Source organism: Neisseria sp. HMSC078H04 (assembly GCF_001838135.1).
In the GTDB taxonomy this organism is placed as follows: domain Bacteria; phylum Pseudomonadota; class Gammaproteobacteria; order Burkholderiales; family Neisseriaceae; genus Neisseria.
The window spans coordinates 151,122-167,589 of the sequence record NZ_KV835822.1; the positions used below are offsets into that span (position 1 = coordinate 151,122).

General features: G+C 51.1%; 14 protein-coding genes and 2 tRNA genes. 1 reads left to right on the forward strand and 15 read right to left on the reverse strand.

Going from position 1 to position 16,468, the window contains the following annotated elements; all coding sequences use genetic code 11:
• Positions 1-137 precede the first annotated feature (137 nt).
• A complete protein-coding gene (locus HMPREF2560_RS00930; RefSeq protein ID WP_070873646.1) occupies positions 138-1,448 on the forward strand; it encodes an NCS2 family permease in 1,311 nt (436 codons plus the stop codon).
• A gap of 83 nt (positions 1,449-1,531) precedes the next feature.
• On the opposite strand, the gene HMPREF2560_RS00935 is transcribed toward HMPREF2560_RS00930, so the two are convergent.
• The 15 genes from HMPREF2560_RS00935 to HMPREF2560_RS01005 form a co-directional block, all read right to left on the reverse strand.
• The gene (locus HMPREF2560_RS00935) at positions 1,532-2,083 is read right to left on the reverse strand and encodes a hypothetical protein (RefSeq protein WP_070873664.1); all 552 of its coding nucleotides are present in this window, start codon (positions 2,081-2,083) and stop codon (positions 1,532-1,534) included.
• A gap of 394 nt (positions 2,084-2,477) precedes the next feature.
• Positions 2,478-2,552: transfer RNA gene (locus HMPREF2560_RS00940), tRNA-Glu, on the reverse strand.
• Between the two features lie 12 nt (positions 2,553-2,564).
• Positions 2,565-2,641, reverse strand: a tRNA-Arg gene (locus HMPREF2560_RS00945).
• Between the two features lie 132 nt (positions 2,642-2,773).
• Positions 2,774-4,132, reverse strand: coding sequence for a deoxyguanosinetriphosphate triphosphohydrolase (locus tag HMPREF2560_RS00950; protein ID WP_070734747.1), 1,359 nt, complete (start codon positions 4,130-4,132; stop codon positions 2,774-2,776).
• 56 nt (positions 4,133-4,188) lie between these two features.
• The gene (gene rho, locus HMPREF2560_RS00955) at positions 4,189-5,448 is read right to left on the reverse strand and encodes a transcription termination factor Rho (RefSeq protein WP_003680905.1); all 1,260 of its coding nucleotides are present in this window, start codon (positions 5,446-5,448) and stop codon (positions 4,189-4,191) included.
• 245 nt (positions 5,449-5,693) lie between these two features.
• Positions 5,694-6,596: a DMT family transporter gene (locus HMPREF2560_RS00960; RefSeq protein WP_070873647.1), complete on the reverse strand. Its 903-nt coding sequence runs from the start codon at positions 6,594-6,596 to the stop codon at positions 5,694-5,696.
• Positions 6,597-6,679: 83 nt separating this feature from the next.
• Positions 6,680-8,368, reverse strand: a complete 1,689-nt coding sequence (locus tag HMPREF2560_RS00965; protein WP_063076678.1) for a glutamine--tRNA ligase/YqeY domain fusion protein — start codon at positions 8,366-8,368, stop codon at positions 6,680-6,682.
• Positions 8,369-8,473: 105 nt separating this feature from the next.
• Positions 8,474-9,253, reverse strand: a complete 780-nt coding sequence (locus HMPREF2560_RS00970) for a DeoR/GlpR family DNA-binding transcription regulator (RefSeq protein ID WP_004519551.1) — start codon at positions 9,251-9,253, stop codon at positions 8,474-8,476.
• Between the two features lie 72 nt (positions 9,254-9,325).
• Positions 9,326-10,039: a GntR family transcriptional regulator gene (locus tag HMPREF2560_RS00975; RefSeq protein WP_004519550.1), complete on the reverse strand. Its 714-nt coding sequence runs from the start codon at positions 10,037-10,039 to the stop codon at positions 9,326-9,328.
• A 259-nt stretch (positions 10,040-10,298) separates the two neighbouring features.
• Positions 10,299-10,718, reverse strand: a complete 420-nt coding sequence (locus HMPREF2560_RS00980) for an OsmC family protein (protein WP_070873648.1) — start codon at positions 10,716-10,718, stop codon at positions 10,299-10,301.
• 111 nt (positions 10,719-10,829) lie between these two features.
• Positions 10,830-11,639 (reverse strand): bifunctional hydroxymethylpyrimidine kinase/phosphomethylpyrimidine kinase, encoded by an 810-nt coding sequence (gene thiD / locus HMPREF2560_RS00985; RefSeq protein ID WP_070873649.1) that lies wholly within the window; start codon positions 11,637-11,639, stop codon positions 10,830-10,832.
• A gap of 225 nt (positions 11,640-11,864) precedes the next feature.
• The gene (gene gcvP / locus HMPREF2560_RS00990) at positions 11,865-14,717 is read right to left on the reverse strand and encodes an aminomethyl-transferring glycine dehydrogenase (protein WP_070607031.1); all 2,853 of its coding nucleotides are present in this window, start codon (positions 14,715-14,717) and stop codon (positions 11,865-11,867) included.
• A 55-nt stretch (positions 14,718-14,772) separates the two neighbouring features.
• Complete coding sequence (locus HMPREF2560_RS00995) at positions 14,773-15,324, reverse strand: DNA-3-methyladenine glycosylase I (protein ID WP_070607034.1); 552 nt, start codon at positions 15,322-15,324, stop codon at positions 14,773-14,775.
• A gap of 105 nt (positions 15,325-15,429) precedes the next feature.
• Positions 15,430-15,828, reverse strand: coding sequence for a glycine cleavage system protein GcvH (gene gcvH, locus HMPREF2560_RS01000; RefSeq protein WP_070607037.1), 399 nt, complete (start codon positions 15,826-15,828; stop codon positions 15,430-15,432).
• 36 nt (positions 15,829-15,864) lie between these two features.
• Positions 15,865-16,404, reverse strand: coding sequence for a hypothetical protein (locus HMPREF2560_RS01005; RefSeq protein WP_141748406.1), 540 nt, complete (start codon positions 16,402-16,404; stop codon positions 15,865-15,867).
• Between the last annotated feature and the right edge of the window lie 64 nt (positions 16,405-16,468).

Sequence of the window (16,468 nt, forward strand, 5' to 3'; positions counted from 1 at the left end):
CCGAACAAAAGGCTTTTCAGTATAATACCGCCCGAAAATTCCCTTATCTGTTGAGAAGTTAAGGCAAAAATCCGAGCTTCCGGCAGTTAAACCCGCTGATTCCGTCCTTGAACGGCTTTCCCAAAGGAATATCTCGAATGAGTTCTTCAAATCAAAGCGTTTTGGAAAGATTATTCAACCTCAACGCCAATCAGACCAATGTCCGCACGGAAATTATGGCCGGTGTAACAACCTTCCTCGCCATGTGCTATATCATCATCGTCAACCCCCTGATTTTGGGTGAAACCGGCATGGATATGGGCGCAGTATTTGTGGCTACCTGTATCGCCTCCGCCATCGGCTGTTTCGTGATGGGTTTTGTCGGCAACTACCCGATCGCCCTCGCTCCGGGCATGGGTTTGAACGCCTACTTTACCTTTGCCGTCGTCAAAGGCATGGGCGTGGATTGGCGTGTGGCTTTGGGTGCCGTCTTCATCTCCGGCATTATTTTCATCCTGTTCAGCTTCTTTAAAGTGCGCGAAATGCTGGTCAACGCCCTGCCTATGGGCTTGAAAATGTCGATTGCCGCAGGCATCGGCCTCTTCTTGGCATTGATTGCACTCAAAGGCGCAGGCGTGATTGTGGCCAATCCTGCCACATTGGTCGGTTTGGGCGACATCCACCAGCCTACCGCGCTGCTGGCGATGGCAGGCTTTGTCATGGTAGTTGCACTTGGCCACTTCCGCGTTAAAGGCTCTATCATCATTACCATTCTGACGCTGACCGCCGTCTCCACCATCTTGGGCTTGAGCGAGTTCAAAGGCGTGGTCGGCGAAGTTCCGAGCATTGCGCCAACCTTCATGCAGATGGACTTCAAAGGCTTGTTCACCGTCAGCATGGTCAGCGTGATTTTTGTATTCTTCCTGGTTGACCTGTTTGACTCTACCGGCACATTGGTCGGCGTTTCGCACCGCGCAGGCCTATTGCAAGACGGTAAACTGCCGCGTTTGAAACGCGCCCTGCTTGCCGACTCTACCGCCATTATCGCTGGCGCCACCCTGGGTACTTCTTCTACTACCCCTTACGTTGAAAGCGCGGCAGGCGTTTCTGCCGGCGGCCGTACCGGCCTGACTGCCGTTACCGTCGGCGTACTGATGCTGGCCTGTCTGATTTTCTCCCCGCTGGTTCAAAGCATTCCTGCATTCGCTACCGCACCCGCCCTGCTCTATGTTGGTGCGCAAATGTTGCGTAGCGCGCGTGAAATCGATTGGGATGACATGACCGAAGCCGCACCGGCATTCCTGACCATCGTCTTCATGCCGTTTACCTACTCGATTGCCGACGGTATTGCGTTTGGCTTTATCAGCTACGCACTCATCAAACTCTTGTGCAACCGCACCCAAGACGTACCGCCTATGGTATGGATTGTCGCCGTGTTGTGGGCACTGAAATTCTGGTTCTTGGGTTAAACCGCTCAAAAGAACAGGCCGTCTGAAAACTTTTCAGACGGCCTGTTTTATTTTACCCAGCGTTTAAAGCTGTCGGCAAAAGATTATTTTTTCACTTTTTTAGTGGCTGGTTTAGCGGCAGCTTTCGCGCCTTTGTCCAATGCGCAGAAGCGGGTAACGATTTGATCAACCACTTCTTGTTTGCCGTTTACTTCGGTAGTACCGCGGATAGTCAGCATATTGCCGTCAACTTTGTCTACGTTGGCTGCAGTGGCTGCTTCAGCAACCCAAGCGACATTACCGCCCCAGAATGCGTTTACGTCTTTGCTGCTGTCAGTGATACGGAACAGGTTTTCAGTTAATTGGCCTTTGTATTTTACTTGTGCAGCAACAACTTCGTTGCCTTTGAAGCCGTACATTACGCTCAGAGGCTCTTTGCCGTCTTTACCGCATTTGTAGTGAACTTCTTTAGTACCGTCGATAGAGTCTACTTTCAAAGTATTAGGTACTGGAGCTTGAGCTTGTTGAGCCTGAGCTTGTTGTTGCGCAGTAGGCGCAGCTTTAGCTTCAGGTTTGGCTTTAGAACCGCTGCTACATGCAGTCAGGGCAACAGCCGCCAAAATGGCAGGAACGATTAATTTAACATTCATATTCATAATTGACTCCCAAATGGTTTCAATAAAAAACCGGCAAACGCCGGCTGACATTTACACATTAACAGAGATATTCCGTCTTGTCTTTATCTCAGACGGCATTTTTTAAGAAAAGTTCAAATAAATATTTTTATTTTCTAAAATCAAGAAATTATAAATATGAAATCATGTAAATTCAGGTTTAGGAACTCTTAAGATGAATACTGTTGTCAATAAATTGGGTTTTGACAATGGTAAAATGAGGTTGAAAAGCGCATAGAGACGACCAAAAGTCTGAGCAATTTATTTTACACACTTCTGTCTCTTGAGTTACTGAGCGTTTCAGACGGCCTTAGAACACAAACAGTAAATGCAATAAAAAAACGCAATCTAAACAGATTGCGTTTTTTTTGAAAACTGGCACGCCCACGGGGAATCGAACCCCGGTTACCGCCGTGAAAGGGCGATGTCCTAACCGCTAGACGATGGGCGCGGATAAATCTTGTGGCGCACCCGGAGCGATTCGAACGCCCGACCCTCTGGTTCGTAGCCAGATACTCTATCCAACTGAGCTACGGGTGCATCCTCATCACTTCGCTAGTGCGTTGTGAATCAAGAAGACCGAATAATATAGGTTTTACTAAAACCTGTCTACTCTTTTCACGGATATTTCTTATATTTTTATTTAACTGATTGAAATTAAAAAATATAAAATTAACGCAAAATCCCTACTCCTGACAAATCCTGCGCCATTTTGGCAGCGGAGTTATCGGTCATACCGCCGACAAAATCCAAGATTTTCATATAGGCCTGATACAGACTGTCTTCAGGAAGAATCGGATTGTGCTTTTTCAATAATTCCAATGCCAAAGACTGACGCGTTGCCAATTGTTTTTCAGCAATCAGGGCATAGGCGGCAGGGACGAGCAAATCCAAGATGGAGCCTAAACATGGGAACGTGGCGATTTCGGTCAAGAGTTTGGTGTGATGGCGGAAAATCCGCGTTTGCGCCAATTCTTTCGCTTTTGCCAAAGTGTTTTGCACTTGCGGGCTACACAGAGCAAGCAAGTCTTTGCCTTTGAATGTTCCGTCCAACAAGTCGGACTGATGCAGCATAAAGGTTTGCGCGACATCATCAATCGCCTTGCCAATCGCAATGCCGCGCAACATGGCGCAACGCTGACGACTGGAGCTGGCGTGCCATGCGCTTTCGGCAAAGGTCAGCTCGGACAAGATACTCTCCACTTCCGTATCCGTAAGCAAATCCAATTCGACGGCATCTTCCAAGTCCAGCAAGGCGTAACAAATATCGTCGGCAGCCTCCATCAAATAAGACAAAGGATGGCGCGCCCAGCTGTCTACTCCTGCGGAAACCAGCCCCAATTCGTCGGCAACTTGACGGATAAACGGCAACTCGGTTTGATAAATATTGAATTTCTTTCTGCCGTTCGGATGTTGCGTTGTCCACGGATACTTCAGCAATGCGCCAATGGCTGCCGCAGTCAGGCGCATTCCGCCTGCTTCCGGATACATTTCAAGGCTGGCGACGATACGCAGGCTATGCGCATTACCTTCATAGGTTTGAATATCGTTGCGCTCCGCTTCGTTTAATGTGTTCAGATAAATTTGATGTTCAGGCCGTCTGAACCAATCACGCAAAGCATCTTCGCCGGTATGGCCAAACGGCGGATTACCCAAATCATGCGCCAAACAGGCAACCTGCACTACGGCACCAATATCGCTAGGCGTATTGCCCTGCGGCAGAAAACCGCCGTTGTGTAACATCACGCCCACGCGGTTGCCCAAGCTCCTGCCCACGCTGGCAACTTCAACGCTGTGCGTCAGGCGGTTGTGCGTCAAGTCATGTTGCGCCAACGGATGCACCTGCGTTTTACGGCCAAGGCGGCGGAAGGATCCAGAAAAAACGACCCGGTCGTAGTCGATGTGAAAATCCGTACGCAAAGCATCGGCACCTTCCTGAGTCGAAGGGGTAACGGTCGGCACGATTTCGCCGTTTTTAGTACGGAAGCGTTGGGTGGATAATAAGTTTTGCCAATTCATTCGGATGGTCATAAAGGTTCCTCAAGCAAAGTAAAGGCCGTCTGAAACATATTCAGACGGCCTTATGCTTATTTACCGCGCATCAATTCAAAGAAATCGTCGTTATTTTTAGAGTCTTTGAGTTTGCCCACCAAAAACTCGGTCGCTTCGATTTCGTCCATAGGATGCAGGAATTTGCGCAAGAGCCACATACGTTGTAACTGATCGTTCGGCACCAGCAATTCTTCGCGGCGCGTACCGGATTTATTGATGCTAATGGCCGGGAACAGGCGTTTTTCTGCCATGCGGCGGTCAAGGTGCAATTCCATATTGCCCGTACCTTTGAACTCTTCGTAAATCACGTCGTCCATGCGGCTGCCGGTTTCAACAAGTGCCGTCGCAATAATGGTAAGCGAACCGCCCTCTTCCACATTACGCGCCGCACCGAAAAAGCGTTTCGGACGGTGCAAGGCGTTGGCATCGACACCGCCGGTCAGAATTTTGCCCGAAGTCGGCACGACGGTATTGTAGGCGCGCGCCAAACGGGTAATCGAATCCAGCAAAATCACCACGTCTTTTTTGTGTTCGACCATGCGTTTGGCTTTTTCAATCACCATCTCGGCCACTTGTACATGGCGTTGCGCAGGTTCGTCAAACGTAGAGGAAACCACTTCGCCGCGTACAGAACGGCTCATTTCGGTTACTTCTTCCGGACGCTCGTCAATCAACAGGACAATCAGCTCGACATCGGGATAATTGGCGGTAATGGCGTGGGCAATGTTTTGCAACATCACGGTTTTACCGGTTTTAGGCGGCGCCACTAACAATGCACGTTGGCCTTTACCGATTGGGGAAACCAAGTCGATGGCGCGGCCGGTCAGATTCTCTTCGGCTTTGATGTCGCGCTCGAGTTTGAATTGTTCGGTTGGGAATAAAGGCGTGAGGTTTTCAAAGAGGATTTTGTGTTTGCAGACTTCGGGTTGATCGCCGTTGATGGTGTCGAGACGGACAAGCGCGAAATAACGCTCGTTGTCTTTAGGTACGCGCACGCTGCCTTCGATGGTGTCGCCGGTATGCAGATTGAAGCGGCGGATTTGCGTGGGTGAAACATAAATATCGTCAGGGCCGGCAAGGTAAGAAGTATCTGCGCTGCGCAGGAAACCGAAGCCGTCGGGCAGGATTTCGAGCGTACCGGAACAGGTAAAGCTGACATTCTGCTTCATCATCTGGCGGACGATGGCAAAAACGAGGTCTTGTTTGCGGAAACGGTTGGCATTTTCAATGCCATGTTCTTCTGCCATTTCCAAGAGTTTGGAAATGTGGAGGGTTTGGAGTTCTGAAACGTGCATAGTATTGATATATTTTGAATGGTATCAGAGAGATGGCACAAAGACCGTCTGAAAGCATGAAATCGTGCCGCAGGATACGGTAGATTTTTGAGAAAGTTGAATTTTAGGCAGTTGGAGGCAGGGTGTCAAATTTTTAAATCGAACACTGAGACCGAGACCTTGGTCTTATCCTGCAATAAGATTACGGCTGGAAGTAACGTGGCAACCGCAATCTTATCATCAAAAATCCGAGTATTTACCCAACTTCAGACGGCCTTTTGCCCGTACCGCATCAGCGTCATGCCGCCGACCGCTGTCGCACAGCCCGCAACCAGCGAAATATGCAGCGGTTCGCCCAAAAACCACGCCGAAGACAGCACACCGAAAATCGGCACGAGCGTAATATACGCCGCCGCGCTGCCTGCACCCAAAGTCTTCACGCCTTCAAAATACCACGCATAGGCCAATACCGTCGCGCCGATGACCAGCCACGCTAAGGCTGTCCAGCCTCGCCCATCCATTGCCGCTATCGCCTCAAACGGCATTCCGTCCGTCCACAACGCCACCACCGATAACATCAGCGCACCAATGAACGACGTTGCCGTCGTTACCGTCAGCGCATCTATTCCGCGCAAGACCGCACGCCCGATTAAGGTATAAGCCGCCCAACAGACCACGCAGCCGAAAATCAGCCACTCCCCCGCCTTGATGCCGCCCGACAATACCGTCAACGGCTGCCCTTGCGTTACCACCATAATGGCACCGCCGACCGCCAGCAGCATACCCGCCAAAATCTTCGCATTTAAACGCTCGCCGAAAAACCAAGTTGCCAATAGCAATGTCAATACTGGATTCACTGCCACGACCACCGCAGCCTTGCCTGCCGGCATAGTCTGCAAACCCAGCATAAAAAACACCGCATAGCCGCACACGCCAACAGAAGCGGCTGCCGTCAAACCCAGCCATTGCCGCGCCGACAAAGCCGCCAAAGTCGCGAACCTGCTGCGCGCAAACAACCAGCCCAACAACAAAACCGAAGCCAAGACAAACCGAACCGCCCCGCCCGTCAGCGGCGGCAGCGACTGCCCCAACATCCGCCCCATCGGCCAAGATGCACCCCACAACACCGCCATTCCCAGCAGTTTCAAATGTACAGAATAACGTTCCATCTCATCCCTTTTATCGACAAAGGCCGTCTGAAAACCGGATTTCACGTTTTCAGACGGCCTTCAATTTAACGACTGCAAAAAGATTACTTAGGCTGCCAAGAATCTTTCAACGTCACCGTGCGGTTAAACACCGGCGTATCTTTGCTGTGGTCTTTGCGGTCGGTGACGAAATAGCCGATGCGTTCAAACTGCCAACGGCTTTCTGCCGGCAGATCTTTTGCGACAGGTTCAGCGTAAGCAGTGATTTCCTTGATGGATTCAGGATTGAGGAAATCGGTAAACGGTAGGTAGTTGCCGTCTTCGCCGCGCACAGCATCGGGACGCTCGACGGTAAAGAGGCGGTCGTACAGGCGGACTTTAATTTCGGCGGCGTGTTCAGCAGACACCCAGTGAATCACGCCTTTAACTTTGCGGCCTTCGGGATTTTTGCCCAAGGTATCGTGGTCGATGCTGCATTTGAGTTCAACCACATTGCCTGCCTCGTCTTTGACTACTTCATCGCATTTGATGACATAGCCGTGGCGCAAACGCACTTCGCCGCCTGGAATCAGGCGTTTGAAGCCTTTAGGCGGATTTTCGGCAAAGTCGTCGGCTTCAATATAGATGGTTTGTGAAATAGGTACTTCGCGATCACCCATTTCTTCGTGGTTCGGATGGAACGCGGCACGGCGGCTTTGGGTTTTACCCGCTTCAAAGTTGGTCAGGGTCACCTTGAGCGGATTCAAAACCGCCATCAGGCGTGGCGCAGAGTTTTCCAGCTCTTCACGAATCGCGCCTTCCAACACGCTCATGTCGACGATGTTTTCAGATTTGGAAATACCGGCGCGTTTGGCAAACAGGCGCAGGCCTTCGGGCGTGTAGCCGCGGCGGCGCATACCGGAAATGGTCGGCATACGCGGATCATCCCAGCCGGCAACGTGGCCGTCTGAAACCAGTTGGTTCAGCTTGCGTTTGGACGTGATGGAATACAGAAGCTCCAAACGGGAAAACTCGTATTGGCGCGGACGGGTGGCGTGCGGCGCGGGGATGTTGTCCAACACCCAGTCGTACAGCGGGCGGTGAGCTTCAAATTCGAGCGTACACAAGGAATGCGTGATGCCTTCGATGGCATCGGAAATGCAATGCGTGTAGTCGTACATCGGGTAGATGCACCATTTATCGCCGGTGTTGTGGTGATGGGCGCGGCGGATACGGTAGATGACGGGATCACGCATATTGATGTTGCCTGATGCCATGTCGATTTTCAGACGCAGGGTTTTGCTGCCGTCGGGGAACTCGCCGTTTTTCATGCGCGTAAACAGGTCGAGGTTTTCTTCGATACTGCGGTCGCGGTAAGGGCTGTTTTTACCCGCTTCGGTCAGCGTACCGCGATATTCACGCATTTCTTCTGGCGTCAAATCATCGACATACGCTTTACCGTCTTTGATTAAACCTACGGCGTAGTCGTAAAGCTGGTCGAAATAGTTGGAGGCAAAACGCGGCTCGCCCGCCCAATGGAAGCCCAACCACTCAACGTCTTCTTTGATGGCGTTGACGTATTCGTCGTTTTCTTTTTCAGGGTTGGTATCGTCAAAACGCAGGTTGCACAAACCGTCATAAATATAAGCTAAACCGAAGTTCAAGCAGATGGATTTGGCGTGGCCGATGTGCAAATAGCCGTTCGGCTCGGGCGGGAAACGGGTTTGGATGGCTGTATGCTTACCGCTTTTGAGGTCTTCTTCGATAATGGTGCGGATAAAGTGGTTGTCCGCGAATTGGTCTTTATTCAACATAATATTTCTTTGATAGGAAAATGATTTTCTGTTTTCAGACGGCCTGGGCATTCAATCAGGCCGTCTGAAAGGAATGGAATGATGGCTTAATTGTACCCGACTTGGCTACTTTGATACAGGGTCGGCAACCTGCCACGCTACGCCGCGCTCGTTTAGGGTTTTCTGCATGGCGGCGGATGGTGTGCGGTCTGTAAACAGCTTATCGAATGCGCCGATATCGCCCAGTCTGACCAAGGCATTGCTGTTGAATTTGCTGTGGTCGACGCCGAGATAGCGCACGCGGGCATTGTTTACCATCGCCTGCATGACACTGACTTCCTTGTAATCGTCATCCAAAAGCGAGCCGTCGTTTTCTATGCCGTGGGTGCTCATGATGGCATAGTCGACTTTGAATTGGTTGATGAAATCGACGGTCGCCACGCCGGTAATACCACCATCCAAGGGGCGGACTACGCCGGAAGCGATGATGACTGTGTAATCGGTACGCGCCGCAGTGATGGAGGCGGCGTAGATATTGTTGGTGATAATCCGCAGGTTTTTACGCTGTCTGACCAACTCGGCGGCGACGGCTTCCATGGTGGTGCCGATGCTGATAAACAGCGAGGCATTGTCGGGAATGGTAGAAGCAATCAATCGGGCAATGGCGTTTTTTTCCTGCTGCTGATGGTTGCGCCGCTCCTGCCCTGCCGTTACGACTGAAACGTCGCCCAAAGATGCGCCGCCGTGATAGCGTTTGAGCTGTCCGGTTTCGCTCAACTCCTGCACATCGCGGCGTATGGTTTGAGGCGTAACATCCAAATTCGCCGCCAATTCTTCCACCGTCATGAAGTTATGTTCGCGGACAAGGGTGAGGATATGTTCGTGTCTTTGGATTTTGGGTTTCATAGCGTTTCGCTTTGTAGGGATAAACCAATGGCCGTCTGAATATTTCAGACGGCCTTGTTATTGTCAACCCGATTACATCTCGAGTTTTTGTTCCAAGCGTTCCATACACGCGCCCAAGTGACGGCGCATGACTTTGGTCACACGGTTGCGCTTGCCTGCCAGCAACAAATCGAGGATTTCTCGGTGTTCATGGTGTGAATTGGAATCGATGTTGCGCTTTTCTTTGCGAAGCGGATCGGAAACGGCCACAATCAATGAAGAGCGCGCGCATAAGGTATTCATGATTTCAAACAGGACATCGTTGTCCAGCAGTCGCGCCAATTCGACATGGAAGGCATTGGACAGGCGGTTCCAGCCCACGCGGTCGCCGCTTTCGGAGGCTGCGCCCTCTTGCTCAATCATGGCGTAAAGCGGTTGCAGACGCGTTTCCAAATCAGGCATATCGATAAGGACGCTCAAAATCATGCTTTCCATTTCGATACGCGTGTTGAACACGTCTTTCATTTCTTTCAAGTCCGGCACATGAACAAATGCGCCGCGATTGGGCTGCAAATCGACGATTTTATCGTGCGCCAAAAGCGATAATGCGCCACGCACGGTATTGCGCGAGCAAACCATTTGTCGGCAAAGCTCGGACTCAGTCAGTTTTTTGCCCGGCAGCAGCAGATGGTCGGTAATGCCGTCCAAAATCAATGCGTACACGCGGAAGAGTTCCGAATCGTGACGCTCTTCCAAAATAAGCGATGAAGTTGCAGGCGCAACGTTGGTATTATTTTCGTAATCCATAATGTTTCCCCAGTATCCGTATTAAGGCGCAAGCGTTTACAAACCTGCATCTTTCGGGGTTGTTTAAAATATAATTAAAAATTGTTGACAATGTTAAACGAAACTTGCACAATGAGATCAACAAGCCAAGTTATAAAGGCTGATAGAGAGAGAGAAAAAGGAATAAAAAGCAAGCAGATATATTCATGTTAATGCGTGAATATATCTGCTTTTTTGTGTGCAGCCGTCTCACGCTCCGGCTTTTTCCTTGAAAACCGCCTTATTCTGTTTCGACAATCTCGAAGCTGTGGCTCATTTTTGCCGCTTTGCCCAGCATAATCGATGCGGAGCAATATTTTTCAGCAGACATCTGTACGGCGCGCTCAATCGCGCTTTCTTGCAAACCCCGGCCATACACTTTGAAGTGGATATGGATTTCGGTAAACACGCGCGGCACGGTGTCGGCGCGTTTGGCAGTCACTTCAGCGCGGCAGTCGGTGATTTTTTGGCGTTGTTTCTCGGCAATCATCACTACATCGATGCTGGAACAGCCTGCTACACCCAACAACAGCATTTCCATCGGGCTAGGGCCGCGTTTGACTTCGCCTTCAGCCGCCGCGCCTTCCATCACAACGCTGTGTCCGTTTGCCGTTGTACCGACGAAGCACATTCCGTCTATCCATTTTGAGGTAACTTGCATGGTGTCTTTTTTATCCGTAAAAGCATTAATCCGATATTGTAAACAATTTCAAGTGATAAACCTAGTCAGGCCGTCTGAAAAATACAATCAATTACAATTGGTCTGAACGCATTATTCATCCCGATACGCCCAGTGGTTGACCGGCCCGTGCCCTGCACCGATGCCCAAAGGATAGGAAATGGCGGCGGCAATATAGTTTTTTGCCGTTTGAACCGCCTCGGGTACGCTAAACCCTTTTGCCAACTCGGCAGTGATGCAGGCAGAAAATGTGCAGCCCGTGCCATGGGTATGCGGCGTTGGGAAACGTTTGCTGTTCAGCTCGATGGTTTCATATTGCGTAAACAGCCAGTCGGTGCAATATTCGCTTTGGCTGTCGGCAAGATGGCCACCCTTAATTACCACATTTTTCACACCCCAATCCTGAAGAATTTTGGCGGCGCGTTCCGCATCTTGGCGGTTTTCAATATTGATACCCGTCAATGCCTGCGCTTCGGGCAGATTGGGGGTCAATACGTCCGTATGCGGCAACAGCAGGCGTTTCATGGCTTCAACGGCTGAATTTTCCAACAACGGCGCTCCGCCTTTGGCAATCATGACCGGATCCAACACGCGTTTGCCGAAGTCGCATTCGGCGGTTTGTTCCGCCACGCATTCGATGATTTCCGCCGTACCCAACATGCCGATTTTATAGGCACGGATTTGGAAATCCTCCTGAATCGCGGCAATTTGCGCAGCAATCATGTCGGTCGGTATCGGATGCACTGCCGATACGCCCAAAGTATTTTGTGCGGTAACCGCTGTCAGTACGCTGGTACCGAACACGCCGCGCATCTGAAATGTCTTCAAATCTGCCTGTATGCCCGCGCCGCCGCCGGAATCAGAGCCGGCAATCGTCAGCGTTTGAATAAAAAGTTCGTCCATCATATCCTCCTGTTTTTCAGACGGCCTTGTGTTTATCGTTGTTGAAAGCCGTTTTGGTTTTATCCGCAAACAAAGGCATTCGCCGTTTATCTTTCCGAAAGTCTTATTTGTTGTTTTACCCAAAACAAACGTACGTTCTCGGGCGGAATATCTTAACAAACAAAAGGCCATCTGAAAACTATTTTCATTTTCAGACGGCCTGTTCAATTTTAAACCTCTTCAGGCTTAATCTTCGTATGCGTCAATCGGCAAGCAGGAGCAAACCAGATTGCGGTCACCATACACTTCATCTACCCGTTTGACACTCGGCCAGAATTTGTGTTCGCGAACGAACGGCAATGGGAAGACAGCTTCTTCGCGGGAGTATGGATGCGCCCATTCGCCGGTTACATCTGCTGCGGTATGCGGAGCATTCACCAGCGGATTATCCTCTTTCGGCCATTCGCCGCGCTCGACTTTCAGCACTTCCTGTTTGATTTGTTTCAGGGCAGCGATGAAGCGGTCGAGTTCGGCTTTGCTTTCGCTCTCGGTCGGCTCAATCATCAGCGTACCGGCAACAGGGAAGGAAACCGTCGGCGCGTGGAAGCCATAGTCCATCAGGCGTTTGGCGATGTCGGTTTCTGTGATGCCGCTTTCGGCTTTAAGCGGACGCAAATCGACGATACATTCGTGCGCAACGCGGCCGTTTTTGCCTGTATACAGAATCGGATAGTCTTCGCTCAGACGTTTGGCAACGTAGTTGGCGTTGAGCAATGCCCAGCGTGTCGCCTGTTCCATGCCTTGTTTGCCCATCATGGTCAGGTACATCCAAGTAATCGGCAGGATGGACGCAGAACCGAAGGCCGCAGCAGCAACGGCGGTTTGGTCGGCACTGGCGCTGTGGGTGTCGGTCAAAGCGTGTCCCGGTGCAAACGGGGCAAGGTGAGCTTTCAAACCGATAGGGCCGACGCCAGGACCGCCGCCGCCGTGAGGGATACAGAAGGTTTTGTGCAGGTTCATGTGCAACACGTCCGCGCCGACTTCGGCAGGCTGCATGATGCCGATTTGGGCGTTGAGGTTGGCGCCGTCCATGTAAACCTGTCCGCCGTTTTCATGGATGATGCGGCAGATGTCGCGGATGCCTTCTTCGTACACGCCGTGGGTGGACGGGTAAGTAATCATGATGGCGGACAAAGCGTCGCGGTATTGCTCGGCTTTGGCTTTCAAATCGTCGATGTTGACGTTGCCGTGTTCGTCGGTATCGACAACGACGACTTTCAAACCCAGCATGGCCGCAGTCGCAGGGTTGGTGCCGTGGGCGGATTTGGGAATCAGGCAGATGTTGCGGTGTCCCTCGCCGTTAGCTTCTTGATAGCGGCGGATGGAGAGCATGCCGCTGTATTCGCCCTGCGCGCCGGAGTTGGGCTGGAAGGAAATCGCGTCAAAACCGGTGATGGCTTTCAGGCTGTTTTCCATGTCGGTCAAAAGCGCGCGGTAGCCTGCGGCTTGGTCTTTGGGGGCGTAGGGGTGGATGTCGGTGAACTCTGCCCAAGTAATCGGCAACATTTCCGCAGTCGCATTGAGCTTCATGGTGCAGCTACCGAGCGAAATCATGCTGCGGTTCATCGCCAAATCGCGGTCTTCGAGTTTCTTCAGATAGCGCAGCATTTCGTGTTCGGTGTGGTAACTATTGAACACAGGATGTTGCAGAATATCGTCCTGACGCAGCAATTCGGCGTTCAGACGGCCTTTGACATCATCGGCAAATGCGAACGTATCCTTGCCGGTAAACGCGCGGTACAAATCGGTTAAATCTTCGTATGCCGACGTTTCATGGAATGCAGCCGCAATTTGAGTATCGTTGACGCGGCGCAGGTTGTAACCCGACTCCAAAGCAGCAGCAAACACTTGGTCTGCTTTCTCTTTGCTGCCGAAATCAACGGTAACGGTATCGAAGAAGACCTTGTGAACCACATTCAGGCCGTCTGAAACCAGCGCATCGGCAAAGGCAGAAGCCAGCGCATGAATGCGGTTGGCAATGCGTTTCACGCCTTCAGGGCCGTGGTAAACGGCATACATACCGGCCAAGTTCGCCAGCAATGCTTGTGCCGTACAAATATTGGACGTGGCTTTTTCGCGGCGGATGTGTTGTTCGCGGGTGGACAACGCCATGCGCAAGGCAGGTTTGCCCGATGCGTCTTTGGATACGCCGATGATGCGGCCTGGAGCGGAACGTTTGAACTCGTCTTTAAACGCGAAATAAGCAGCGTGCGGACCACCGAAGCCCATCGGGACGCCGAAGCGTTGGGTGTTGCCCAAAGCAATATCCGCGCCCAACTCGGCAGGCGATTTCAGCAAAACCAAGCTCATGATGTCGGCGGCAACAGCAACGATTGTGCCTTTTGCTTTCAGACGGCCGATAACGTCCTGCAAGTCTTGCACGTCGCCGTCTTTGCCGACGTATTGGAACAGCGCGCCGAAGTATTCGCCTTCATCCGCTTGGGCAAAATCGCCGACCACCAATTCAAAGCCGAAATATTTGGCGCGGGTTTTCATCACGTCCAAAGTTTGCGGATACACGCGCGCATCCACAAAGAAACGCTCGGATTTCACTTTGCCCACTCGGTGCGCCATCGCCATCGCTTCAGCGGCGGCAGTTGCCTCGTCCAGCAAAGACGCGCCTGCCACAGGGAAACCGGTCAAATCGATACACACTTGTTGGAAGTTCAACAAAGCTTCCAAACGACCTTGGGCAATCTCCGCCTGATACGGGGTGTAGGCGGTGTACCAACCCGGGTTTTCCAATACGTTGCGCAAAATCACGTTCGGCACGCGGGTCGGATAATAGCCCAAACCGATATAGGACTTGTTGATCACGTTTTTCGACGCGATGCCTTTCAATTTCGCCAACGCGTCCGCCTCGGTCAACGCTTCGGGCAAATCGAGTTCGGACGGCATACGGATGCTTTGCGGCACGGTATTGCCGACAAAATCATCCTTGCTCTTCTCTCCGAGCGCTTCCAAAAGCGCAGCCTCGTCGCCAAAGCTCAAATGGCGCGCAGCAAATTCGTTCGGGTTGAACAATTCAGATAGTTTCATTTCTACTCCTTCGGTGTTATCGATATCAACACTGTTTTTTCTTGCTGATGTTGTTTCAGACGGCCCCCGCCCACTTTGGACGACATGCCAATATTTCCCTATAAACCGGACAGTTTTCCACATGCGCGCCGGGCAGGTAGCCGGTACTCATCAGAAATTCGCCGACGATTTCGCCGCCGACAAATTTGAAATGTTTTTTAAACAGCTTCACCCATTCAGCCTTGTCGAGCGGATGGTGTGTATCCAGCCAGTTTTTGAATGAGCCGTATTCTTGCTGTATTTGTTTGATTTGTCGCGCGTTATAAATGGCTGCGTTGATTTTCAGGCGGTTGCGGACGATGCCTGCATCGACAAGCAGTCGCTCAATATCGGCTTCGTCAAATGCGGCGACCGTATCGATGTCAAAACCTTTAAATGCCGTCTGAAATGCCTGCTGCTTCTTCAGCATCAGCGTCCAGCTTAATCCTGCCTGATTGATTTCCAACACCAGCCGCTCAAACAATTCATTGTCGTCCTCAATCGGAAAACCGTATTGCGTGTCGTGATAATGTTTGTTGGGATTGTCCGTATCGTCGGGTAGCGTGGCGACAAATTCGCAGTAATTCATGTTTATTGGGAAAAATTGAAACAAAGGCCGTCTGAAAGTATTTTCAGACGACCTAAGACCTGCAATATCAAACAGGCATAAAACCTGTTTGGATGTTTGCAAAAATCAAGCTACTTCGCCTGCGTATTGTTCGGCAGTCAGCAGACTGTCGTAATCGGCAGGGTTGGCAGGTTTGATTTTGAAGAACCAGCCTGCGCCGTAAGGGTCGCTGTTGGCAGTTTCCGGCGCGCTTGGCAAATCTTCGTTGACGGCAACGACTTCGCCTGCAATCGGCGCGTACACATCGGACGCTGCTTTCACAGACTCAACCACACCGGCTTGCTCTTCGGCAGCCAGGTTTGCGCCAACTTCGGGCAGCTCGACAAACACGATATCGCCCAACAGCTCTTGCGCGTGATGGGTAATGCCGACGGTGATGGTACCGTCTTCTTCAAGGCGCAGCCATTCGTGGCTGGCAACGTATTTCAGTTCTGCTGGGATGTTGCTCATGGTTTGATACTCCATTGATAGGGGGTTATTTTCAGACGGCATCTGCACAGCTTAGCGTGCGCAGATACCTCGTGAGATTAATTCTTCCAAGCGTCCGTAATAGACGGCAATCATATTGTTTTTATCTTGTTCCAATTTTTGCTTTTGGGCGGAAGGAAGTTTAGGGGATGCTGAATAATCCAAATATGCTTCGTTTATCTTGCGCTTGTTACTTGCCATTACGCCACTTGCGCGGAATACAACGATTCCTTGTTTGGACCTCATATTGTCTGCAACGGTAACCTTCAGACCCTTGCTGCGGTAATCTGCACAAATGCCTGTAACAGCCGATACTTTATCCACTTCAACTGTTCCTGCATAACGGCTGAACGCAAACAGGGTAAATGATTTCGCTTGCGACAACGATTTCAGGTCGGAAGCACGGCTTCTACCCTTATTATCTTGCACGGCAATACTCAAATCATCATTCATGCGGATAATATCAAGAGCATATTCTCCGTCTATCATCACCTCGCCGGCAATCTTTCCATTGCTGCCGACAGTTTTCATAAATGTTGCAGTACGGGATTTTCCTTCTGTATCGAAAAACATCAATCCGCGCTCGCCGGCAGACGAAGCGCAAGCCGATAACATCAATAACAACAATAAACTGCCA

Coding starts and splice junctions, on each gene's coding strand:
- thiD (WP_070873649.1), bottom strand. CDS start 11,639: ATGGACGAACTTTTTATTCAAACGCTGACGATTGCCGGCTCTGATTCC.
- HMPREF2560_RS00975 (WP_004519550.1), bottom strand. CDS start 10,039: ATGGATTACGAAAATAATACCAACGTTGCGCCTGCAACTTCATCGCTT.
- rho (WP_003680905.1), bottom strand. CDS start 5,448: ATGCACGTTTCAGAACTCCAAACCCTCCACATTTCCAAACTCTTGGAA.
- HMPREF2560_RS00935 (WP_070873664.1), bottom strand. CDS start 2,083: ATGAATATGAATGTTAAATTAATCGTTCCTGCCATTTTGGCGGCTGTT.
- HMPREF2560_RS00970 (WP_004519551.1), bottom strand. CDS start 9,253: ATGAAACCCAAAATCCAAAGACACGAACATATCCTCACCCTTGTCCGC.
- HMPREF2560_RS00930 (WP_070873646.1), top strand. CDS start 138: ATGAGTTCTTCAAATCAAAGCGTTTTGGAAAGATTATTCAACCTCAAC.
- HMPREF2560_RS01005 (WP_141748406.1), bottom strand. CDS start 16,404: ATGTTTTTCGATACAGAAGGAAAATCCCGTACTGCAACATTTATGAAA.
- HMPREF2560_RS00995 (WP_070607034.1), bottom strand. CDS start 15,324: ATGAATTACTGCGAATTTGTCGCCACGCTACCCGACGATACGGACAAT.
- HMPREF2560_RS00950 (WP_070734747.1), bottom strand. CDS start 4,132: ATGACCATCCGAATGAATTGGCAAAACTTATTATCCACCCAACGCTTC.
- HMPREF2560_RS00980 (WP_070873648.1), bottom strand. CDS start 10,718: ATGCAAGTTACCTCAAAATGGATAGACGGAATGTGCTTCGTCGGTACA.
- HMPREF2560_RS00960 (WP_070873647.1), bottom strand. CDS start 6,596: ATGGAACGTTATTCTGTACATTTGAAACTGCTGGGAATGGCGGTGTTG.
- gcvH (WP_070607037.1), bottom strand. CDS start 15,828: ATGGAGTATCAAACCATGAGCAACATCCCAGCAGAACTGAAATACGTT.
- gcvP (WP_070607031.1), bottom strand. CDS start 14,717: ATGAAACTATCTGAATTGTTCAACCCGAACGAATTTGCTGCGCGCCAT.
- HMPREF2560_RS00965 (WP_063076678.1), bottom strand. CDS start 8,368: ATGTTGAATAAAGACCAATTCGCGGACAACCACTTTATCCGCACCATT.